Source organism: Mycolicibacterium austroafricanum (assembly GCF_000612725.1).
GTDB lineage: Bacteria > Actinomycetota > Actinomycetes > Mycobacteriales > Mycobacteriaceae > Mycobacterium > Mycobacterium austroafricanum.
This window is the reverse complement of the sequence record NZ_HG964462.1, coordinates 1-22,012: the sequence shown is the minus strand read 5'-3', so window position 1 is coordinate 22,012 and position 22,012 is coordinate 1. Positions and strand designations below refer to the sequence as shown.

Sequence of the window (22,012 nt, the reverse complement as noted above, 5' to 3'; positions counted from 1 at the left end):
CTATTTGAGCATGCTGCCGGCGTCCACGGTGACCGGCAGGCCGGTGATGTAGCGGGCCTCGTCCGAAGCCAGGAACAGCACGGCGTTGCTGATGTCGACGGGCTCGACCCAGCCGACCGGCAGGACGTGCATGAACTGCGCGGCGACGGCCAGATCGTCGGGGCCCGGGTTCTCCAGGTCCGGGCGGAAGAGCTTCATCGTGCCCTCGTTCATGAACAGCGGGGTGTTGACGTTGGTGGGGCAGACCGCGTTGACCCGGATCGAATGCTGGCCCAGTTCGACGGCGAAGGTGCGCATCAGCCCGATCACGCCGTGCTTGGCGGCGATGTAGTGACCCGTATGCGCGTACGGCTTGAGGCCGCCGACCGAGCTGGTGAGGATGATCGATCCGCCGCGGCCGCCGGAGAGAAGATGCGGCACAGCGGCTTTCACGGACTTCCAGACGCCCGAGAGGTTGACGTCGATCATGTCGTTCCAGTCTTCTTCGCTGGTGTGGTCCAGCGTCTGCCCGCCGTTGCCGATGCCGGCGTTGGCCACCACGATGTCGAGCCGGCCCAGCTGCTCCACCCCGGAGTCCACCGCCGCCTTCACCGCGGCGTAGTCGCGCACGTCCACTTCGGCAGCGACCACCCGGCGGCCGATTCCCTTCACCAGATCCACGGTCTGGGCCAGATCGTCCGGTGTGGCCGCCGGGATGTCGGTGTGGGTGCTGATCGGCCCGCACACGTCGATCGCGATGATGTCGGCGCCCTCCTCGGCGAGGCGCACCGCGTGGCTGCGCCCCTGACCGCGCGCCGCACCCGTGATGAACGCGACTTTGCCCTCGACCCGACCGCCCATGTGCCACCTCGATTTCAGCCCTGGGACCGACTCCTTGTCGATCGATCAGGAGCGTGACACCGATCGCCGTGACTGTCAACCACCGGTCACCGGAGCCAGCAACTTCAGTTGGCGTTCCACGTACGCGCGCATCTCGTCGTGCCCCAGCGTGACCCCGACCGCGACCTCGTTGCACAGGCTGCGGGCGACCTGGGCGATCAGCATCGAGATCACCACCGGCGGGTGTTCGTCGAGGTCGACGCCGTTGGCGCGCAGCGCCACGGTGACCGCCGCGGTCTCGATGTCACGCACCCGCTCGGCGTACGCCCGCAGTTCGACACGAATCGCCTTGCGGTGATTGGCCAACGCCATGAACTCGGTGTTCAGCCCGGTTCTGCTGGCGTCGTTGTTGATCAACCAGAGCGCGTGCAGCGGATCGTCGTTGGTCAGCGCGGCGCGCATGTGTTCCAGCGCGCTTTCTCCTCCGGCGCGCAGCACCTCTACGAAGAGGTCGTCCATCGTCGGGAAGTAGTAATAGACCAGGGCCTGTTTGACGCCGGCCTCAGCCGCCACCCGCCTCGACGTCGCCGCGGCGTAGCCCTCGTCGCGCATGACTCTCGCCGTCGCCTCGATCAGCCGCTGGCGCGCGTTCGGATCGCTGCCACGGCCTTTGGGCGAGGCCGCCATTCAGCGACCGTCCGTGCGGTCGTTGCTTGACCGTGCGTCGAACACCGTGGTAAGCATGGCGCATTCTAGCAGTCTGATCGATCGATCAGGCAAGCGAAAGGACGGCTGCCCCTGATGACCGACCTCGCATCGGCGGACTTCTTCTCCGATTACGCGCTCAGCCAGGACCCCCATCCCTATTGGGACCACCTGCGCGAGCAGAACCCGGTGTACCGCGAACCGCACTACGGCGTCGTCGCCGTCACCGGGTACCAGGAGGTGCTCGCCGCGTTCAAGGATCACGATTCGTTCTCCGCGGTGAACGCGATCGGCGGGCCTTTCCCGCCGTTGCCGTTCACCCCCGAGGGCGACGACATCACCGAGCAGATCGAGGCGCACCGGCACCTGTTCCCGATCCACGAGCACCTGGTCGTGATGGATCCGCCCGCGCACGAACGGGCCCGGTCACTCCTCAACAAACTCCTGACGCCACGGCGCCTCAAGGAGAACGAGGACTATATGTGGCAGCTGGTCGACAGCCAGATCGACCAGGTCATCGGCAAGGGCCGGTGCGAGTTCCTGTCCGAGTACGCCAAACCGTTTGCCACGTCGGCGATCATCGACCTTCTGGGGGTTCCGGAGGAGGACCGGCCGGAGTTCCTGGCGGCCCTGGGCGCCGAGCAGCCGGACGGGGCCCGCGTGGGCGCGCTCGACGGGGAACCGGTCGGGCTCGACCCGCTGCAGTACCTGGACGACAAGTTCGCCGGCTATCTCGCGGAGCGGCGGCGCGAGCCTCGCGGTGACGTGCTGTCGGGCATGGCGACCGCCGTGTATCCCGACGGGTCGACCCCGGAGCTCATCGAGGTGGTCAAGCCGGCGACGTTCCTGTTCGCCGCCGGGCAGGAGACGGTCACGAAGCTGCTCAGCGCGGCTGTCAAGACGCTGGCGGAACAGCCTGAATATCAACGGATTCTGCGCGCGCACCCCGACCGCATCCCGACGTTCATCGAGGAGTCGCTGCGGATGAACGCACCGACCAAGGTCGACTTCCGCCTGGTCCGCAAGACCACCACGCTCGGCGGGGTGCACCTGAAGGCGGGCACGATCGTGATGCTGTGCCTGGGGGCGGCCAACCGGGATCCACGCAAGTTCGAAGATCCCCACGAGTTCCGTCCGGAGCGTAAGAACGTCCGCGAGCACATCGCGTTCGGCCGCGGCATCCACACCTGTGCCGGCGCACCGCTGGCCCGGGTCGAGGGCCAGATCACCGTCCGCCGGTGGCTCGATCGGACCGACGAGATCCACCTCGACGAGTCCGTCCACGGACCCGCCGGGCAACATCACTTCGCCTACGACCCCACGTTCCTGCTGCGCGGCCTGAGCCAGCTGAACATCGAGTTCACCGCCGCCACATGACATCCGGCCGTCGGGTACTCATCACCGGGGCAGGCCAGGGCGTCGGTCGCGGGCTGGCTCTTGCGTTCGGCGCCGCCGGCGCCGAGGTGCTCGTCAACGACCTCCACCGGGAACGCAGCGAAAACGTCGTCGACGAAATCCGCGCCGCCGGTGGTTCGGCGACCCCGGCTCCGTTCGACGTCTGCGACTACGCGTCGGTGGTCACCGCGGTGGCGGCCACCGGGCCCGTCGACGTCCTGGTGAACAACGCGGGTAACGCCGGCGCCGAAGGATTCGGCGGCAGAGCCAGATTCGCCGACACCGAACCGGTCGATTGGGACTCGTTTCTCCGCGTCAATCTCTACGGCGTGCTGCACTGCACCAGGGCGGTCCTGCCGACGATGATCGCCAACACGTGGGGCCGCATCCTGACGGTGGTGTCAGACGCAGGCCGTACCGGCGATCCCGGCGGCGCGGTGTACGGCGCGGCGAAGGCCGGAGCCGCCGGCCTCATGCGGTCGGTGGCGCTGGAGAACGGCCGCTTCAACGTCACCGCCAACAACATCTCGCTCGGCACGATGCGGACACCGCTGACCGAACCGCTCTGGGCCGAGCACGGCGATTCCCCACAGGCCAAAGAGATCCTGCGCAACTACGCGATACGCCGGCCCGGGGTACCCGACGATGTCACCGAGTTGGCGCTGCTGCTGGCGAGCGACCACGGATCGTGGATCACCGGCCAGACCATCTGCGTCAACGGCGGGTACTCATTCGGGCTGTGACAGCCGGTGGTCGCGGTACTGCTCGCGGAGCTTGAGTTTGAGCACCTTGCCGGTCGCGGTGTGTGGCAGCTCGTCGACGAACACCACGTCGTCGGGTAGCCACCACTTGACGACCTCGCCCGCCAGATATTCCAGGATGTCCTCGCGAGTTGCGTGGTGCCCCTTGCGGAGAACCACGATCAGCAGGGGGCGTTCCTGCCATTTCGGGTGCGGCACCCCGATCACGGCGGCTTCGGCGACGGCGGGATGCCCCAGGGCGGCGTTCTCCAGGTCGATCGAACTGACCCACTCGCCACCGGATTTGATGACGTCCTTGGCGCGGTCGACCAGCTGCAGGTAGCCGTCGGGATCGATCGTGGCGACGTCCCCGGTCGGGAAGAAGCCCTCCGCGTCGAGCTTCTCGCCGCCCTCACCCCTGAAGTAGCCGCTGGCGATCCACGGGCCACGCACCCACACCTCGCCGAACGCCTTTCCGTCCCAGGGCAATCGGTTGCCGTCGTCGTCGACGATCTTGAGGTCGACACCCCACACACCGCGGCCCTGCTTGAGTCTGATCTGGTTCTTCTCGGCGTCGCTGAGCCCTTCGTGCTTGGGCAGCAGCCTGCCGACCACACACAGCGGGCTCGTCTCGGTCATTCCCCAGCCCTGCATCGACTCAGCGCCGAAATCGCGGTGGAACCTCTCGATCATCGACAACGGAAGGGCTGCCCCGCCGGTGCCGGCGACACGAAGTCCGAGTTCGTGCGCGTCGATCTCGGGGTGCTCGTCGAGATAGGAGAACAGCATCATCCACACGGTCGGTACGCCCTGGCTCTGGTTGACGCCCTCTGCCTTCATCAACTCGTAGACCGACTGGCCGTCGAGGTGGGGCCCCGGCATCACGAGCTTGGCCCCCACCATCGCCGCGGTGTAAGGGGTACCCCACGCGTTGGCGTGGAACATCGGCACCACCAGCAGGATCACCGACCCACTGTGGATGTCGATCGCGTCCCGGGCGGCGATCATCAGGGTGTGCAGCATCGTCGAACGATGTGAGTAGAGAACGCCTTTCGGATTTCCGGTGGTTCCCGAGGTGTAACAGAGCGAGGACGCACTGCGTTCGTCGAACTCCGGCCAGTCGAAGGCGGTGGACTGGCCGCCGATGAAGTCGTCCCAACACCGCAGCCGCCCGTCGGGGATCTGCGGAATGTCGGGCATGTGGTCCCGATCGGTCATGGCGACGAACGTTTCGACCGTGCCCAGTTCCCCGGCGAGCTGAGCGACCAGTGGCGCGAAGGTGATGTCGAAGAACAGCACCCGGTCCTCGGCGTGGTTGACGATGTAGGCGATCTGTTCGGGGAACAGCCGGGGGTTGACCGTGTGCATCACCGCTCCCGATCCCGACACACCGAAATAGAGCGCGAGGTGGCGGTCGCTGTTCCACGCCAGCGTGGCCACCCGGTCGCCCTGTTCGATGCCCAACTCGGCCAGCGCGTTGGCGACCTGTTTGGAATGCTCGTTGATCTCGCGCCAGGTGGTGCGCCGCACCGGGCCCTCGGGCAGCCGCGACACGATCTCGGTGTCACCGTGGAAGGCGGCCGCGTGCTCGATCAACGAGGAGATCATCAACGGCCGGTCCTGCATCAATCCGAACATCAGGCCAGGCTAGAGCGAATCGGGGACGCTTGGGCGCCACTTGCGGTGCTGTTGCGCGCCGAATCCGCCGGCTGGAATGCTCGACGGCATGGCGACTGTCTTCACCAGGATCATCAACCGCGAGCTGCCCGGGCGATTCGTCTACGAGGACGACGACGTCGTCGCGTTCCTGACGATCGAGCCGATGACGCAGGGGCACACGCTGGTGGTGCCGCGCGAGGCGATCGACAACTGGCAGGACATCGACCCCGCCGAGTTCGCCCGCGTCATGGAGGTGTCGCAGCTGATCGGCAAGGCCGTCTGCAAGGCATTCGACACCGAGCGCTCCGGGGTCATCATCGCCGGACTGGAAGTGCCGCACCTGCACGTGCATGTGTTCCCCGCCCGCAACCTGTCGGACTTCGGGTTCGCCAACGTCGACAGGAACCCGTCGCCGGAGTCGCTCGACGAGGCACAGGCCAGGATCAAGGCCGCGCTAGCCGAGTTGAGCTGAACTCACCGGCACTTCCGCGTCGGGGCCGGCGTCGGGGCCGGCGTCGGCGATCCGCGGCAAACTGACCCGGAACCGGGAGCCCTGACCGGGCGCGGTGGTCACGCTGACCCGGCCGCCGTGCGCGTACACCAGCGAGTCGACGATGGACAGACCCAGACCGGTGCCGCCGCTGGCCCGCGCCCGCGATGTATCCGTCCGGTAGAACCGCTCGAACACCCGTTGGGCGTCCTCCGGACGCATGCCCGGCCCCTCGTCGCAGACCTCCACGACCGCATCGTTGCCGTCGGTGCCGACCCGCACGGTGACGGCGGCTGTCTCGGGCGTGTGCTGCAACGCGTTGGCCACCAGATTGGACAGCACCTGCCGCAGCCGGGGCTCGTCACCGAGTACCTCCGGCGTACCGGGGCCGTCGAACACCTCCATTTTGATGCTGCGCTTGGGGGCGATCGACTGCGCGTCGTGCACCGCGTCGGTGGCCAGCGTCAGCAGATCGACCCGGTGCCGGTCGAGCGGACGCTGCGCGTCGAGCCGGGCCAGCAGTAGCAGGTCCTCGACGAGTAGGCCCATCCGTCGTGACTCGCTCTCGATGCGGCTCATCAGCATCTCGACGTCGCGGGCCGCGCCCTGCCGGTACAGCTCGGCGAATCCGCGGATCGTCGTCAGCGGGGTGCGCAGCTCGTGGCTGGCGTCTGTGATGAAACGGCGCATCCTGTCCTCGGAAGTCCGGGCCTGTTCGGCCGACGCTTCCGAGGACGCCATCGCACGCTGAATCTGGGCGAGCATCCCGTTGAGGGCCAATGACAGCCGGCCGACCTCCGTGCGCGGGTCGCGTTCCGGGACGCGACGGTCCAGTTGGCCCGCCGCGATCGCGGCGGCGGTCTGCTCCACCTCCGACAGCGGCCGCAGGCTGCGGTGCACGACGGCGTATCCGGCGATGCCGAGCACGACAAGCACGGCCACACCGAAACCGGCCTGCGTGTACACCAGCGAGCGCACTGTCGACTTCACGTCGGACAGGTCGATGGCCACGGTGGTGAGCTCACCGCTCAGTCCCCGCACCGTCATCGCGCGCCACTGCACATGCGAGTGATCGACCGAGGCGACGGTCACCGGCTCGGATCCGACGTCGTTGTCCTCGGGCAGTGCCGGTTCGGCTTCGCGGTCGTTGACCTCCATCCAGACGTGCCCGTCGGGGTCGACGGCGCGGACGTAGAAATCCGACGGCGGGCGGGCCGGGTTGGGCCCTTCCATCGGAACCGTCAGCACCCGGCGGGGCACCTGCGCCCAGCCGCGGGACGCGTCGAGCAGGGTGTCGTCGACGCGGTTCATCAGGCTGTGCTGCATGATCGTCGTCACCGCGATCCCGGAGGCCAGCAGGCCGCAAGCCACCAGCAGCAGCATGGCAGCGACAAGTCCTACGCGGAGCGGAACGCCCCGCCTGATGCGACCCGGCACTCCACCATTGTTCAGGGTCGGACCGTCACCGCGGCTCACGAAGGACATAACCCACACCCCTGAGGGTGTGCAGCAGCCGCTTGTCACCTGTGTCGATCTTGCGGCGCAGGTAAGACACGTAGGACTCGACGACGTTGACGTCGCCACCGAAGTCGTAGCGCCACACGTGGTCGAGGATCTTGGGCTTCGACAGCACGGTGCCCGCGTTGATGATGAAGTAGCGCAGCAGGGTGAACTCGGTCGGCGACAGCGACACGGGCTCACCGGCCTTCCACACCTCGTGGGTGTCCTCGTCGAGTTCGATGTCGGCGAATGTCAGCCGCGAAGTGCGGGGTTCCTCGTGGCCGCGGCCGGAGCGGCGAAGGATCACCCGCAGCCGCGCCACCACCTCTTCGAGGCTGAACGGCTTGGTCACGTAATCGTCGCCGCCCAGTGTCAGACCGGCGATCTTGTCCTGCAACGAGTCGCGCGCCGTCAGGAACAGCGCGGGGGCGTCGATGCCGTCGGCGCGTAACCGGCGCAACAGGCCGAAGCCGTCCATCCCGGGCATCATGACGTCGAGGATGATCGCGTCCGGCCGCACCTCACGCGCCTTGTCCAGGGCGGCGGGACCGTTGGACGCGGTATGGACCTCGAACCCTTGAAACTTCAGACTCACGGAGAGCAGTTCGACGATGTTCGCTTCGTCGTCGACCACTAGTACGCGAGCCTCGGGGACGTTCTCCGGTACCGGCATGGCCATAGCCCTCAACTGTTCATCGACTCGCTTGGAAATGTACTGCGTGCCGGCTGTGCACTTCCTGTGAGTTTGTGCTTGCGCGGTCCCTAGACTGAGCGGATGAACCTCGGCAGATCCCTGACGGATCTCGCGTTCGCGCCGGTGCGGGCCGGGCTGGCCATCGCCGAAGTCGGCCTCGGCATGGCCAGCGGCGCGATGGACATCGCCCAACGCTCGCTCGGCGACTCCGGGAACGGGGCCAGGCAGGCGCCGACGTCGTTCGCATCGATGCTGGGCGTCCAGGACGCGGTCGATCGGGCCAACCGGTTGGCGCGGCTGATGGACGAAGACCAGCCGCTCGGACGGGCTCTTGCCCCGGACGGCCCGATCGACCGGCTGTTGCGGCCGGGCGGGGTGGTCGACCGGCTCACCGCGCCGGGCGGTGTCCTCGACAGGCTGACCGAGGAAGAGGGCGGGCTGATGCGCACCCTCGAACCCGGTGGGCTGGTGGACCAGCTGCTGGCCGAGGACGGTCTGGTCGACCGGCTGCTGGCCGAGGACGGGGTGGCCGACCGGCTGTTCGCCGAGGGTGGCGTGGTCGACACACTGACCGCCCGCAACGGCCCGCTGGAACAACTGGCCGCCGTCGCGGACACGCTGAACCGGCTGGCGCCGGGGCTGGAGGCGCTGGAACCGACGATCGAGGCGCTGCGGGAGGCCGTCATCGTGCTCAGCCAGGTGGTCAACCCGCTGAGCAACATCGCCGACCGCATCCCGCTGCCCGGCCGGCGCATGCGGCCGCGTCCGACCTCGCGTCCGGTGACCTCGCAGCGGATTGTCGAAGCCGACGACTGAGCTGCCTCAGTACGAAAGGCCGTCCCGATAGCGCTGCCGCCGATAGAAACGGCCCTTACCGCGGTTCCTCGCCTTATAGGTCGGTAGCTGGCTGTCGCAGTTGGGACAGATAAGCCGCAAATTCTCTCGCCGATTGTTGCCGGAATCCCCGTCGATGTGGTCGATGATCAGCGCCAACGTCAGACCGTTCCACGTGTTCTTGATGCCGCAGAGCGCACAGCAACCACCCTGCTGCTCGTAGACATAGTCACGGATGTAGTGACCCTGGTACGACAACCGACCGCAGACTCCGGTCGCGAGCCATGCCTCCAGCAACAAGCGCCGTCGGTAGGACTGCTGGCATGCATTGCTGCAGAACACTTTCTGCTGGCGGGTCTGCAGATCGACTCCGCACCCGAGACAGGTCCTGGACATGTCAACACGTTAAACGGGAGGACTGACACTTTCGCGCAGCTGCTGTAACACTGCGGCAAATCGGGCGAGGGGCATTATCGGCATGCGCGCCGAGACGATAAGATCGGCCGCGTCCTCACGGGACACGCCTCCTTAGCTCAGTGGTAGAGCAGCATACTTGTAATATGCAGGTCATCGGTTCAATCCCGATAGGGGGCTCCGCGATCCCCGGCACCGCTGTCGGTGACACGTCGTAGCGTCCGACCCGTGAGACAGTGTCGCGACTGCCAATACCTTCGCCCCAGTTTCAACCTTGCCCGGACACGGCAATACTCGATACCGGTCGCTACGAAACCAACCTTGCGAAGGCGGAACCTTGTCCCACGCCGTGGAGTCGGAACCCGAAGACCAGGGCACTGATTCTTCTGAGTCGCCCGAGCTCACGTTCGACGAGCACCTGCACCCGGCGCGACCGCGGTCGCTGCGGTTCCGGCCGCGGGTGCGGGCACCGTTCACCCGCCGCTCGCTGGCCCGGGACGGCTCCCCCACCGGCGACAACCCCGCTTACGTGTCGTGGTTGATCAGCCAGTCGATGCTTGCCGATGCCAACGAGATCAGCCAGCAGTTCTCCGGCCAGGGCTCGATGTGGCAGAACCCTTACGCCACACCGAGCCCGCGCGGCGCGGTCGAAACGGCGTCGGTGTGGTTCACCGCGTACCCGCTGTCGCTGATCACCCGGTCCAACGAGTCTTTCCTCAAGGCGATGGCCGATGTGGAGATGTGGAAGGCGTTCGCGGAGATCGGGATCGAGGCGGTGCACACCGGCCCGGTCAAACGCGCCGGCGGCATCTCCGGCTGGGAGCTGACCCCCAGCGTCGACGGGCACTTCGACCGCATCAGCACCGAGATCGACCCCGCGTTCGGGACCGAGGACGAGTTCCGTCAGATGTGCGGCACCGCGAACTGGTACGGCGGCACCATCATCGACGACATCGTGCCCGGCCACACCGGTAAGGGCGCCGACTTCCGGCTCGCCGAGATGAAATATGCCGACTACCCCGGCATCTACCACATGGTCGAGGTCGACCCCCGCGACTGGGAACACCTGCCCGACGTGCCGCCCGGCGCGGACTCGGTCAACATCGACCCCGCGACCGAGCAGTGGCTCGACAAGGCCGGCTACATCATCGGCAAGCTTCAGCGGGTCATCTTCTATGCCGAGGGCATCAAGGAGACCAACTGGAGCGTGACCCGCCCCGTCGTCGGAATCGACGGCATCGAACGTCGCTGGGTGTACCTGCATTACTTCAAGGACGGCCAGCCCTCGATCAACTGGCTGGACCCGTCCTTCGCCGGGATGCGACTGGTCATCGGCGACGCGCTGCACTCGCTGACCGATCTCGGGACCGGCGGACTCCGCTTGGACGCCAACGGTTTCCTGGGCGCGGAGAAAACCGCGGCCGAGGACAGCGCCGCCTGGTCGGAGGGCCACCCGCTCTCGGAAGCGGCCAACCACCTGATCGCCAGCATGGTGCGTAAGGTCGGGGGCTTCACCTTCCAGGAGCTCAACCTCACCATCGACGACATCCGCGAGATCGGCGAGGCCGGCGCCGACCTGTCCTATGACTTCATCACCCGCCCGGCCGCCCACCACGCGCTGGCCACCGCCGACACCGAGTTTCTTCGCCTGACGTTGCGCACCACCCTCGAGCTCGGCGTGGACCCCGCCTCCCTGGTGCACGCGCTGCAGAATCATGACGAACTCACCTACGAACTCGTGCACTGGTCCACCGGCCACCGCGACGACGTGTACACGTACAAGGGCGAGGAGATCACCGGGGAGGTCCTCGGCGAAACGATCCGCAGCGACCTGAGCGAGAAGCTGACCGGCGAGAACGCGCCCTACAACCTGGTGTTCACCACCAACGGCATCGCCTGCACCACGGCCACCGTCATCGCCGCGACGTTGGGGATCGCCGCGCTGGACGACATCGTCGACGACGAGCAGATCGACCGGATCCGCCGCGCCCATCTGCTGCTGGCGATGTTCAACGCATTGCAGCCGGGCGTGTTTGCGCTGTCGGGATGGGACGTCTGCGGCATGCTGACGCTGCCGCCGTCGCAGATCACCGAACTGCTGCGCGGCGGCGACACCCGCTGGATTCACCGCGCCGCCCACGATCTGATGGGCGTCAACCCGACCGCTACCCGGTCCCCAGCCGGAATGCCCAGGGGCCGAAGCCTTTACGGCTCCATACCGGACCAGTTGGCCGAGGACACCAGCTTTCTGCGGCAGCTGCAGGCCATCTTGAAGGTGCGGTCGCACTACGGCATCGCCACCAGCCGCCAGATCGACATCCCCGAGGTGTCGCACCGCGGCATGCTTGTGCTGGTGCACCAGCTCCACGAGGAGGGCCGCTACCAGCTGACCGTGCTGAACTTCGCCAACGAGGACGTCGCGGGCACGGTGCGCTCGTTGAAGCTTCCTCCGGGCAGTGAGGTGTCGGACATGTTCTCGGGCAGGCCCCTCGCCACCGTCGACGACCTGCACAGCTTCGGCGTCGAACTGACCGCGCATCAAGGCTTGTCACTGCTCGTCGAGGCCCCGGTGCCCGACGCCGGCACCGAGGGAGACCACGTCCAGTAGCGTCAAGTCATGGCAGAAGCTGGACTGTGGGTCGCCTGGGGTGTGCCGACGCGTGGCCGCGAGCGAAGCGCCCTCGATCTGCTCGTCGAGACCGAGGGTTATCTGTCGGACCTCCAAGGTCGGGGCCGGATCGAGGGATTCGACCGCGTGGTCCTGAAGCCGCAAAGCATCGAGCTCGGCGGGTTCATCCTGATCCGGGGCTCCAAGGAACAGATCGACGGGCTTCGCCGTGATCATGATTTCGAGCTGTGGCTGACGCGCGTACAACTGGTCGCCGACCAGGTCGGCGTTGCGGATGCGTGGCTGGGTGACGGAATTGCCGAGGCGGTCAGCCTGTACGAAAAGGCGCTGGAGAACTTGGACTGAGGCGTCCCCTGCCATTTGCCGGCAGACGCCTCGATGCCGCTCGACCCGCTAAATCCGCATGGTCACAGTAACGAAACGAAATCTGTGACGATTTAACCTTTTGCTCGCTGACCCCTCGGCGATGCGATTGAATGGTCACGCCGACGGGGGACGATCAAGGTTTGAGTTGAGGGGTTTCATGGGTGCGGCAGCATACGTCGGTCGGGTAGGCGGTCTCGCGGTCGCGCTGGGCGTCGGAACAGCAGTCTTTGCAGGCCAGGGTGTGGCCTGGGCCGACGACACCGAGTCGTCGACCAACGGCGCCTCGAGCGCAGCAACGTCGGACAGCGTCCAGACGGACACCACCTCGGACACCGTCGACACGCCGGAAGCCGACACTGAAGACGAGACCGAGCCCGACCCGGAACCCGAAGAGCAGGCCGAGCCCGACCCGGAACCCGAAGACCAGGCCCAGCCCGACCCTGAGCCGGAGCCGGAGCCGGCTGACGAGCCAGATCCAGACCAGGACCAGGACCAGGACGCCGACGATTCCGAGGGCGCGGACGCCGACCAGGAGCCCCCGAAAGCCACTGAGACGTCGACGAACACCGAGACGTCGACCAAGCCCGAGCCCGAGCCCGAGCCCACCGAGAAGACCACCGCGACGGTGACCGACGACGGATCCGACGATCCGGCCGTGCCACCGCAGGAACCCAAGAAAGTCGCCGTTTTCGCCACTGCGACCTCGCTGGCGGAGTCGAGCCCGAAGACACTCTCCCCGAAGGTCGCCGCGCTGCTGACCACCGAGCAGGACGAGGCCGCGGCGGCGAAGAAGCCGAACCTGATCACCGCGGTCGTCAACGTCGTCACCAGCATGCTGGACTGGGCCCGTCAGAAGGCCGACGCCAAACCCGGCGATGCCCCGCAGCCCCCGTTCCTGTGGGCGTTGCTGTCCTTCGCGCGGCGCGAGCTCGACAACCTGTTCGCCGCGCGCAGCACCACCAACGCCCCGCGCACCACCTCGGTGACGCCGACCAGCCTGGCGCTGACCGACGACGCGACCACCGCGGCCCTGATCCCGTCCTACTCGCCGTGGCTCAACCCGCAGGTCAGCCCGTCGACCCGATTCGTCAGCTGGGTCACCGGCAAGTACGTCTACCTCGACGACGACACGCTGGCCAACACCCTGGCCCGATTCTCGGTGTACGGCACCGATGTCGGCGTCATGTGGGACAACGGCATGGTCGACGATCCGTCCACCCCCGACATCAACGAGCACCAGATCCTGATCGCGGTCGGCGACACTTTCGGCGCCAAGGGCATGACCGGCAGGCATATCTACAACACACTGTTCCGCAGCTCCGACACCGACCTGTCCGACGGCATGACCATCCCGGACGGAGAGTGGTTCAACGGCAACATGTTCGGTGGGGCGCCGCTCGACGGCCCGACCCAGGCGCGGCCGATCATCAACCGGCCGTCCTGGCTGCCGAACTCGGTCACCCTGATCCCGACCGCCGGTGTCTCGCTGCCCACCGAGGTCACCGAGGACACGCCGTTCGGCACCATCCAGTACGTCAGCTTCATGTCGGTGTCGAACTGGGGCTCGTCAGGCCGGTGGACCACCAATTACTCGGCCATCGCGTACTCGACCGACAACGGCGAGAACTTCAAGGTGGCGCCCGAAAGTGTGCGCTACAACTCGATTTTCAGCGGAAATCGCAACTTCCAGCAGTCGGCGTTCGTCAAGGGCGACGACGGCTACGTCTACGTCTACGGCACCCCCAACGGCCGACAGGGCGCCGCCTACGTCGCGCGTGTCAACAACGAGAACATCCTCGACGTGTCCGAGTACGAGTACTACAAGGCGGCCTCCACAGGGTGGTTCGGAAGCTCGGAAGCCAGGTGGGTCAAGGGCAATCCGTCGTCCGCCTCGGCCGTCATCGGCAAGACCGGCGGTGCGTGCGGATCCACCAAACCCGGCTACACGGTCAGCGAGATGTCGGTGCAGTACAACGAGTATCTGCAGAAGTACATCGTGCTCTACGGCGACCAGTTCAACAACATCGTGATGCGCACCTCGGACACCCCTGAGGGTGCCTGGTCGGATGCGACGGTGTTGATGGGCCAGCAGAGCGGCGGGATCTACGCGCCGATGCTGCATCCGTGGTCACCCTCGACCCAGGGCACCGGCTCCGATCTGTACTGGAACCTGTCGCTGTGGTCGGACTACAACGTCATGCTGATGAAGACCGACCTGACGAAGCTGTAATCCTCACTCGCCGAAGCATCTAATCGACCGGCACATCGAGAATCGGACGTTCCACCGCCGCGCCCGGTCCGTCGAAATGCCACCACTCCCCGTCGTAGGCCGTGAAGCCGCCCGCGATCATGGCGTCACGCAGCCGGGCCCGGTTGGCCTGAGCGGCCGGGCTGACGCCGTCGGCGGCGTAGGCCAGGCTGCGGGGCGAGAAGTCGTCGAACCCGGTGCCCATGTCGACCAGTCCGTCGGGGCCGGCCAACGTCACGTCCACCGAACGGCCCGCGACGTGGCTGCGCGCATACGGACCGGGCCGCGCGACCCACGCCGGGTCGGGCACCATCTCGAACATCCGGACCTGGACGGCGTGCGGCCGGTAACAGTCCCAGAAGACCAACCGCTCACCGTGTGGGCGCACCAGATCCGCGGCCACGACCAGGCCAGGCGCCAGCGATTCGTGCACCATGCAGCGGGCCCCGGCCGGATAGAGCGGGATGCCGACGAAGTTGTCCGGAGTGGCGTACCGCAGGTCGACGATCGCGTCGGGGACGACGCTGCGCACGTCGACGAATCCGGCCGCGCGGGCCGCGTCCGATACCGGCGGCACGGGCGATGCCGCGCCGGTGGCCGACGGCCCGATCGAGGCCACGGCGGCCAGGGCTCCAATGATCAAGCAGCGCAGTGCCACAACGCTCATCAGGTCAGAGTAGGCATACACTGCGCTCGTGCGCGACGTCCTCGACGAGTTGCTGGCGGTGTGGCGGTCCGGTGAGACCGCCGGACTGTCCACGGTGGTGCGCACGATGCAGTCGGCGCCCCGCCCGCCCGGCGCGGCGATGGTGGTCGGCCCCGACGGCGCGGTGGCCGGATCTGTGTCGGGCGGGTGTGTGGAAGCCGCGGTGTACGAGGTGGCCAACGACGTCGTGGCCAGCGGCGTACCCGAGCTTCAGCGTTACGGCATCAGTGATGACGACGCCTTCACCGTCGGGCTGACCTGCGGCGGCACCATCGACGTGTTCACCGAACCGGTGTCGCGCGAGACCTTCCCGCAGCTGCAGCAGGTTGCCGACGACATCGCCGCGCACCGTCCCGTCGCCGTGGCGACCGTCATCGTCCACCCCGACCCGACGCGGGTCGGGTTGCGGTTGGTCGTCGGGCGGGATTCCCGTCACGGATCCCTCGGCTCGTCACGCACCGACGACGCTGTCACCGATGACGCGCGCGGCCTGCTGCTGGCGGGACGTTCGGGGGTGCTGACCTACGGCGCCGACGGTCAGCGCCAGGAGTCCGGGATGGAGGTCTTCGTCTGCAGCCATGCGCCGCGCCCGAAGATGCTGGTGTTCGGCGCGATCGACTTCGCCTCGGCGCTCGCCAGACAGGCCACGTTCCTCGGTTACCGGGTGACCGTCTGCGACGCGCGGCCGGTGTTCGCGACCGCCGCGCGGTTCCCCGCCGCAGAGGAGGTGGTGGTGGACTGGCCCGACCGCTACCTGCGCGCGCAGGCCGAGCAGGGCGAGATCGATTCGCGCACCGCGGTCTGCGTACTGACCCACGACCCCAAGTTCGACGTGCCGGTCCTAGAGGTGGCTCTGCGCCTTCCCGAGCTCGACTACATCGGCGTGATGGGTTCACGCCGCACCCACCACGACAGGGTGCGCCGGTTACGGGAGGCGGGTCTGACCGACAAGGAGTTGGCTCGGTTGTCCAGCCCGATCGGCCTGGACCTCGGCGCCCGTACTCCGGAGGAGACCGCGGTCTCCATCGCCGCCGAGATCATCGCCCGACGTTGGGGCGGAGACGGGCGGCCGCTCTCCCAGACCGACGGACGGATCCACCACCCGGCTTGACCGAACGCCCTGCGAGCGGTGAGACAAAGATGGTGGAAATGTCGCTCTCGGATGCGATAACGTCACTCTTCAGAGCCCGAGGAGTGTGATCCACCGTGACTGACACCGCCACGAACGCCGTCACCGCACGCTACGCCGGACAACGCGTGCCGCGTGTCGAAGACAGCCGGCTTCTGACTGGTCACGGCCGTTTCGTCGATGACATCAGCCGCCCGGGGATGTTGCACGCCTGCTTCGTCCGCAGCCCGTTCGCCCACGCCACGATCAACGGCGTCGACGCGTCCGCGGCGTTGGCGCTACCCGGCGTGCACGCCGTCTTCACCGCCGCCGATCTGAACCCCGACGTGAAGGAGGCCTGGCACGCCGTCGCGGGCAAGGACGTCCCGGACACCCCGCGGCCACCGCTGGCCGAGGGCGAGGTGAAGTTCGTCGGCGACCCGGTCGCGCTCGTCGTCGCCGACAGCCGCTACCTCGCCGAGGACGCCGTCGACCTGGTCGAAGTCGACTACGATCCGCTGCCCGCGGTGGCCGACTTCCGCAAGGCTGTCGGCGGCGCGGAAGCCGGGGTTCCCGTCGTGCACGCGGCCTACCCCGACAACGTCGCCGGCGGGATGGGCGGCATGCCACCGGACGAGGAGATTTTCGCCACGGCGGCTCACGTTGTCGAAGAGCACATCTACCAGCAGATGTACGTGCCGGTGCCGATGGAGACCCGCGGCATGGTGGTGGAGTGGACGTCGACGACCAACGAGTTGACGGTCTGGGCGTCGACGCAGACGCCGCACGAGCTGCGCGCGTTCGCCGCCCGACTGCTCGGCATCCCGGCCCAAGGGGTGCGGGTCATCATGCGCGACACCGGCGGCGCGTTCGGCCAGAAGGTGGTGCCGATGCGCGAGGACATGTGCATCCTGCTGGCCGCCCGCAAGATGCCCACCGCGACGTCGAACGCGCAATCGGGCGTGGCAGTGAAGTGGATCGAGGACCGTCGGGAGAACCTGATGTCGGCCGGGCAGTCCCGCCATGTCGACGGCAAGGTGCGGATGGCGTTCGACTCCGACGGCAAGATCCTGGCCGCCGACATCGACTTCGTCCAGGACGTCGGCTCTTACCCGACCCCGTACCCGGTGCTGACCACCGCGGCCATCGGCATGTTCTTCCCCGGGCCCTACCGGGTGCCCAAGGCCAGCTTCAATTACAAGACGGTGTTCTCCAACACCCCTGGCCTGCACGCCTACCGCGGGCCCTGGCAGTACGAAACCCTCACCAGGGAAATGCTTCTCGACAGTGCCGCACGCAAGATCGGGATGGACCCGGTCGAGCTGCGACGCATCAACATTCTGCGCGGCGACGAGATGCCGTTCTTCAACCCCAACGGCATGCCCTACGACAACTGCGCCCCCGCCGACACGTTCGAGCAGGCGGTGAAGATCCTCGACCACGAGGGCTTCCGCAAGGAGCAGGCCGACGCGCTTGCCGAGGGACGCTACATCGGGCTCGGCTTCTCGGCGTACATCGAGCCAACCGGTGCGGCGACCGGCAACCTCGCGACCGAGGGTGCCACCATCCGGATGGAGTCCACCGGCAAGATCAACGTGTATGTCAACGGCGGTTCGGCGGGCAACAGCATCGAGACCACCGTCGTGCAGCTCACCGCGGATGCGTTGGGCGCCAACATCGAAGACGTCGCCACCATCCAGGGCGACACCGCGGTGACGCCCTACGGCGCGGGCACCCAGGGCAGCCGCAGCGCGCCGATGACGGCGGGCGCGGTGAACGAGGCCGGCGCGATTCTGCGCAGGCAGATCATCGCGATCGGGGCGCAGATCCTCGGGGTGGAGGAGTCCGAGATCGAACTGGCGAATTCCAGGGCCGGCGTGCGCAACGACCCCGAGAGGAGCGTCAGCTTCGCCGACATCGCCTACCGCTCGTACTACGACCCGGCTCAGCTCGGCGGCGTCTCCCCCACCCTGGAAGCCACGGCGCGCTTCAACTCACAGGCAATGATCCACTGGGCCAACGCGACTCACGTCTGCACCTGTGAGGTCGACGTCGAGACCGGTCAGGTGACGCTGACCCGGTACATCGTCAGCGAGGACGTCGGCCCGATGATCAACCCGAACATCGTCGAAGGCCAGGTCGCCGGCGGCACCGTCCAGGGCATCGGCGGCGCGCTGCTGGAGAAGCTCGCCTACGACGACGCGGGCAACCCGGTCGCCTCGACGTTCGTCGACTACCTGCTGCCGACGGCCACCGAGGTGCCGCCGATCGAGTTCGGGCACGTCGAGATCCCCGGACCCGGAGTCGGCGGCTACAAAGGCGCAGGCGAAGGCGGCGCGATCGGCTCGCCACCGGCCGTCATCAACGCGATCAACGACGCGCTGGCACCGCTGGGCGTCACACTGACTCAACTACCCGCCACGCCGGCCACGATCGTCGAGCTCATCGAGCGCGCAGGAAAGGACCACTGACGGTGGAACTGAACAACGAATTTCGCGTCGCGGTACCGGCGGCGACGGTGTGGGACGTCTTCACCGACGTCGAGCGCGTCGCGCCGTGTCTGCCCGGTGCAACGCTGCTGTCCATCGACGGCGACACCTTCAACGGTGCGGTGAAGGTCAAAGTCGGCCCGATCACGGTGTCGTACAAAGGGGTTGCGTCCTACCAGGAGAAGGACGCGGTGGCACGGCGGATCGTCCTGCGCGCCGAAGGCAAGGAGACGCGGGGCAACGGCACCGCCGCCGCGACCGTCACCGCCCAGCTCAAGGACGAGGGCGAGTCGACATACGTCGGCATCGTCACCGACCTGGCGATCTCGGGCAAGGCGGCGCAGTTCGGCCGCGGGGTGCTGGCCGACGTCTCGAGCAACCTGATCGCGCAGTTCGCCCGCAGCCTGGAGGCCGAACTGCTCGGCGGAGCCGCGCCATCAGGACAGGCCAGCGAAAATGGCTCGGCACCAGCGGCTTCCGTGGCCGCTGCACCGCCCGCTGAGGATTCCGTCGACCTACTGAAGGTGGTCGCTGTCCCGATGGCCAAGCGGTACGCGCCGGTGCTTGCCGCAGCTGCCGTCGCAGGAGTCATCGGTTACCTGATCGGCCGCCGCAGACGCCGGGGTCCGGCAGCCGTGCTGGCCGACGACCTGCAAGCCGCGCTGGCCCGGCTGCTGTCATGAAGGCGGCACCCTTCGCCTACCACCGACCCGACACCGTCGCAGACGCGGTATCGATGCTCGGGGAGTTCGGTGACGACGCGAAGATCCTTGCCGGCGGCCAGAGTCTGGTGCCGATGCTGGCGATGCGGCTGACGCACTTCGAGAACCTCATCGACATCTCCCGGGTGGACGAGCTGCGCAACATCGAGCCGCGCGGCGACGCGGTGCGGATCGGCGCCGGAACCCCACACGCCCTTGTGGGCATGGACGACGAGGTCGCCGAGTCGGTTCCGCTACTGACCCTGTCCACTCCGCACATCGGGCACTTCCAGATCCGTACCCGCGGAACACTCGGCGGTGCCATCGCGCACGCCGATCCGGCCGCCGAGTACGCCGCGGTCGCGTTGGCGCTCGACGCCGAGATGGAGGCGACGTCGGCGCGGGGCACGCGGCGCATCCCGGCGGCGGAGTTCTTCACCGGCCTGTGGGAGACCGCGCTGGCCGCCGACGAGATCCTGACCGCTGTTTCGTTTCCGGTCTGGACGGGGCACTGTGGTTTCGCCGTGCAGGAATTCGCGCGCCGCCACGGCGATTTCGCGATCGCAGGCGCGACGCTGGCCGTGGAGCTCGACGGCCGGGACAGGGTGGCCCGCTGCGGCATCGGACTGCTCGGCATGGGTTCCACCCCGGAGCGGGGCACCCCGGCCGAACAGGCCGTCGTCGGACGGCCCGTCACCGACATCACCGCCGAGGAGGTGGGCCGGCTGGCGGTCTCGGAACTTCACGACGTCCCCGCCGACCTGCAGGGCAGGCCGGCGTACCGCTCGAAGGTCGGCGCCACGATGGTCGCGCGAGCGTGGTCACAGGCAACCACTGCGGCTCTTGAAACGAGGGAGGCCCTCAATGCATGAACTTCCCGTCGAGGTCTCGGTCAACGGCCGCCGCTACGCCGGGACCGTCGAGCCGCGCGTCACGCTCGCCGACTACCTGCGCGAGAGATGCGGGCTGACCGGAACACATCTGGGCTGCGAACACGGTGCCTGCGGCGCGTGCACCGTGCTGCTCGACGGCCAGGCGGTGCGGTCGTGTCTGATCTTCGCGGTGCAGGTCGACGGCCAGGAGGTCACCACGGTAGAGGGCATCGCCGGCGAGGACGGCGAGCTCTCCCCCGTCCAGGCGGCGATGCGCGAGTGCCACGGCCTGCAATGCGGCTTCTGCACACCGGGATTCGTCACCAGCATCACCGCACTACTGCGCGACAACCCCAACCCGAGCGACGAGGAGATCCGCGAGGGCCTGTCCGGCAACTTCTGCCGGTGCACCGGCTATCAGGGCATCGTCAACGCCGTCAAGCGCGCTGCCGAGACCACCGGCTGACCAAACCGCCGACCTTGCGCACAGCGCACCGAAGCGCGCGACAATTCCTGATGGAATCGGCGTTCGACGGGAAGGTGCATAGCATGAAGATCGGCTTCATCGGCCTGGGGAACATGGGCTCGGCGATGGCCGCGAACCTGTTGTCGGCGGGTCACGAAGTGTTGGCCTACAACAGATCCCGCGACAGGGTCGTGGCGCTCGCCGAGCGTGGAGCGACGCCAGTACCGACGGTCGCGGCCGCATGTGAAGGCGACGTCGTGTTCACGATGCTCGCCGACGACACCGCCGTCGAGTCGGTGACATTCGGCGACACCGGCATCGTCGCTGCGCTTGCGCCCGGGGCCATCCATGTCTCCGCCAGCACGATCAGCGTGGCTCTGTCGGAAAAGCTCACCGCGGCACACGCCGAGGCCGGCCAGATGTTCGTGTCGGCGCCCGTGTTCGGCAGGCCGGAGGCTGCTGCGGCGGCCAAGTTGTTCGTCGTCGCCGCCGGCCCACACGACGCGGTGACTTCACTGCAACCGGCGTTCGAAGCGATCGGGCAACGCACGTACGTGATGTCGGAGGAACCGAAAACCGCCAACCTGGTGAAGTTGTCCGGCAATTTCCTGATCGCGTCGGTGATCGAATCGCTCGGTGAGGCGATGGCCCTCGTCAGCAAGGCCGGCGTCGACAGGCAGACGTACCTGGAATTGCTGACGTCGACGTTGTTCGCCGCGCCTGCGTACCAGACTTACGGCGGGCTGTTGGCCCGCAAGCAGTTCGAGCCGGCCGGCTTCGCGGCCCACCTCGGCCTCAAGGATGTGCGCCTGGTGCTGGCCGCCGGCGAACAGCTCGAGGTGCCGTTGCCGGTCGCCAGCTTGATCCGGGACCGCTTCCTCACCTTGCTCGCCGGAGGCGGGCGGGACCTGGACTGGTCGGCGCTGGGCGCGCTGGCCGACTGGGAGGCTGGCGGGCCCAGGCCCGGATCCGGCTGAACTCTCGTCGAGATTGCTTCTACGGTGGTGTTTTTCGTGCTCAGACTCAAGTGGTCGCTGCAACACCTGATTTGTCCGGAGGTGTTGTTCGATGGGTTTTGGCGGGCATGGCAGCAAAGAGGTTCATGAGTCGGCGCGTGAGGTGTTCCTGGAGGCGTTGAGGTCGGGTTTGTCGCAGTCGGCGGCCGCGACGGTCGCCG

General features: G+C 67.4%; 20 protein-coding genes and 1 tRNA gene. 14 read left to right on the top strand and 7 right to left on the bottom strand.

What is annotated here, in order from left to right; translation table 11 throughout:
• Positions 1 to 840 (bottom strand): mycofactocin-coupled SDR family oxidoreductase, encoded by an 840-nt coding sequence (locus BN976_RS30640; RefSeq protein WP_011782309.1) that lies wholly within the window; start codon positions 838 to 840, stop codon positions 1 to 3.
• 75 nt (positions 841 to 915) lie between these two features.
• Positions 916 to 1,506: a TetR/AcrR family transcriptional regulator gene (locus BN976_RS30635; protein WP_011782310.1), complete on the bottom strand. Its 591-nt coding sequence runs from the start codon at positions 1,504 to 1,506 to the stop codon at positions 916 to 918.
• 114 nt (positions 1,507 to 1,620) lie between these two features.
• On the opposite strand from BN976_RS30635, the gene BN976_RS30630 reads away from it, so the two are divergent.
• Entirely contained in the window at positions 1,621 to 2,901 is a 1,281-nt protein-coding gene (locus BN976_RS30630) for a cytochrome P450 (protein WP_011782311.1), read from the top strand.
• On the top strand, positions 2,898 to 3,662 hold the full coding sequence (locus BN976_RS30625; RefSeq protein WP_011782312.1) for an SDR family NAD(P)-dependent oxidoreductase: 765 nt from the start codon (positions 2,898 to 2,900) through the stop codon (positions 3,660 to 3,662). Before BN976_RS30630 ends, BN976_RS30625 begins: the two co-directional genes overlap by 4 nt.
• Here BN976_RS30625 and BN976_RS30620 read toward each other — a convergent pair.
• Positions 3,648 to 5,297, bottom strand: a complete 1,650-nt coding sequence (locus BN976_RS30620) for a long-chain-fatty-acid--CoA ligase (protein WP_011782313.1) — start codon at positions 5,295 to 5,297, stop codon at positions 3,648 to 3,650. The genes BN976_RS30625 and BN976_RS30620 overlap by 15 nt on opposite strands.
• A gap of 88 nt (positions 5,298 to 5,385) precedes the next feature.
• Between BN976_RS30620 and BN976_RS30615 the strand changes: the two genes are divergently transcribed.
• Positions 5,386 to 5,790: an HIT family protein gene (locus tag BN976_RS30615; RefSeq protein WP_036377498.1), complete on the top strand. Its 405-nt coding sequence runs from the start codon at positions 5,386 to 5,388 to the stop codon at positions 5,788 to 5,790.
• On the opposite strand, the gene BN976_RS30610 is transcribed toward BN976_RS30615, so the two are convergent.
• Together BN976_RS30610 and BN976_RS30605 are read right to left on the bottom strand one after the other, a co-directional pair.
• The gene (locus tag BN976_RS30610) at positions 5,773 to 7,191 is read right to left on the bottom strand and encodes a sensor histidine kinase (RefSeq protein WP_109489697.1); all 1,419 of its coding nucleotides are present in this window, start codon (positions 7,189 to 7,191) and stop codon (positions 5,773 to 5,775) included. The genes BN976_RS30615 and BN976_RS30610 overlap by 18 nt on opposite strands.
• 79 nt (positions 7,192 to 7,270) lie before the next feature.
• Complete coding sequence (locus BN976_RS30605) at positions 7,271 to 7,987, bottom strand: response regulator transcription factor (RefSeq protein ID WP_036377334.1); 717 nt, start codon at positions 7,985 to 7,987, stop codon at positions 7,271 to 7,273.
• 96 nt (positions 7,988 to 8,083) lie between these two features.
• Between BN976_RS30605 and BN976_RS30600 the strand changes: the two genes are divergently transcribed.
• Positions 8,084 to 8,818 carry a hypothetical protein gene (locus BN976_RS30600; RefSeq protein WP_011782317.1) on the top strand — a complete coding sequence of 245 codons (735 nt, stop codon included), beginning with the start codon at positions 8,084 to 8,086 and terminating at the stop codon, positions 8,816 to 8,818.
• Positions 8,819 to 8,824: 6 nt separating this feature from the next.
• Here BN976_RS30600 and BN976_RS30595 read toward each other — a convergent pair whose 3' ends face one another.
• A complete protein-coding gene (locus BN976_RS30595) occupies positions 8,825 to 9,232 on the bottom strand; it encodes an HNH endonuclease (RefSeq protein WP_011782318.1) in 408 nt (135 codons plus the stop codon).
• A gap of 126 nt (positions 9,233 to 9,358) precedes the next feature.
• Here BN976_RS30595 and BN976_RS30590 point away from each other — a divergent pair.
• The 4 genes from BN976_RS30590 (at position 9,359) to BN976_RS30575 (ending at position 14,475) form a co-directional block, all read left to right on the top strand.
• Positions 9,359 to 9,430, top strand: a tRNA-Thr gene (locus BN976_RS30590).
• Positions 9,431 to 9,587: 157 nt separating this feature from the next.
• Complete coding sequence (gene treS / locus BN976_RS30585) at positions 9,588 to 11,858, top strand: maltose alpha-D-glucosyltransferase (protein ID WP_036377332.1); 2,271 nt, start codon at positions 9,588 to 9,590, stop codon at positions 11,856 to 11,858.
• Positions 11,859 to 11,867: 9 nt separating this feature from the next.
• On the top strand, positions 11,868 to 12,224 hold the full coding sequence (locus tag BN976_RS30580; RefSeq protein ID WP_011782320.1) for a hypothetical protein: 357 nt from the start codon (positions 11,868 to 11,870) through the stop codon (positions 12,222 to 12,224).
• Positions 12,225 to 12,402: 178 nt separating this feature from the next.
• A complete protein-coding gene (locus BN976_RS30575) occupies positions 12,403 to 14,475 on the top strand; it encodes a glycoside hydrolase family 183 protein (protein ID WP_036377327.1) in 2,073 nt (690 codons plus the stop codon).
• 19 nt (positions 14,476 to 14,494) lie between these two features.
• On the opposite strand, the gene BN976_RS30570 is transcribed toward BN976_RS30575, so the two are convergent.
• Entirely contained in the window at positions 14,495 to 15,160 is a 666-nt protein-coding gene (locus BN976_RS30570) for a M15 family metallopeptidase (RefSeq protein ID WP_036377294.1), read from the bottom strand.
• 28 nt (positions 15,161 to 15,188) lie between these two features.
• Between BN976_RS30570 and BN976_RS30565 the strand changes: the two genes are divergently transcribed.
• From BN976_RS30565 to BN976_RS30540, 6 genes are all read left to right on the top strand, one after another.
• Positions 15,189 to 16,310, top strand: a complete 1,122-nt coding sequence (locus tag BN976_RS30565) for an XdhC family protein (protein WP_036377291.1) — start codon at positions 15,189 to 15,191, stop codon at positions 16,308 to 16,310.
• Between the two features lie 95 nt (positions 16,311 to 16,405).
• Positions 16,406 to 18,778 carry a xanthine dehydrogenase family protein molybdopterin-binding subunit gene (locus BN976_RS30560; protein WP_011782324.1) on the top strand — a complete coding sequence of 791 codons (2,373 nt, stop codon included), beginning with the start codon at positions 16,406 to 16,408 and terminating at the stop codon, positions 18,776 to 18,778.
• Positions 18,779 to 18,780: 2 nt separating this feature from the next.
• Positions 18,781 to 19,479: an SRPBCC family protein gene (locus tag BN976_RS30555; protein ID WP_011782325.1), complete on the top strand. Its 699-nt coding sequence runs from the start codon at positions 18,781 to 18,783 to the stop codon at positions 19,477 to 19,479.
• Positions 19,476 to 20,369 (top strand): FAD binding domain-containing protein, encoded by an 894-nt coding sequence (locus tag BN976_RS30550; RefSeq protein WP_011782326.1) that lies wholly within the window; start codon positions 19,476 to 19,478, stop codon positions 20,367 to 20,369. The genes BN976_RS30555 and BN976_RS30550 overlap by 4 nt, the downstream gene beginning before the upstream one ends.
• Entirely contained in the window at positions 20,362 to 20,835 is a 474-nt protein-coding gene (locus tag BN976_RS30545; protein ID WP_011782327.1) for a (2Fe-2S)-binding protein, read from the top strand. Before BN976_RS30550 ends, BN976_RS30545 begins: the two co-directional genes overlap by 8 nt.
• Before the next feature lie 50 nt (positions 20,836 to 20,885).
• Positions 20,886 to 21,812, top strand: coding sequence for an NAD(P)-dependent oxidoreductase (locus BN976_RS30540; RefSeq protein ID WP_109489696.1), 927 nt, complete (start codon positions 20,886 to 20,888; stop codon positions 21,810 to 21,812).
• Positions 21,813 to 22,012: the final 200 nt, after the last annotated feature.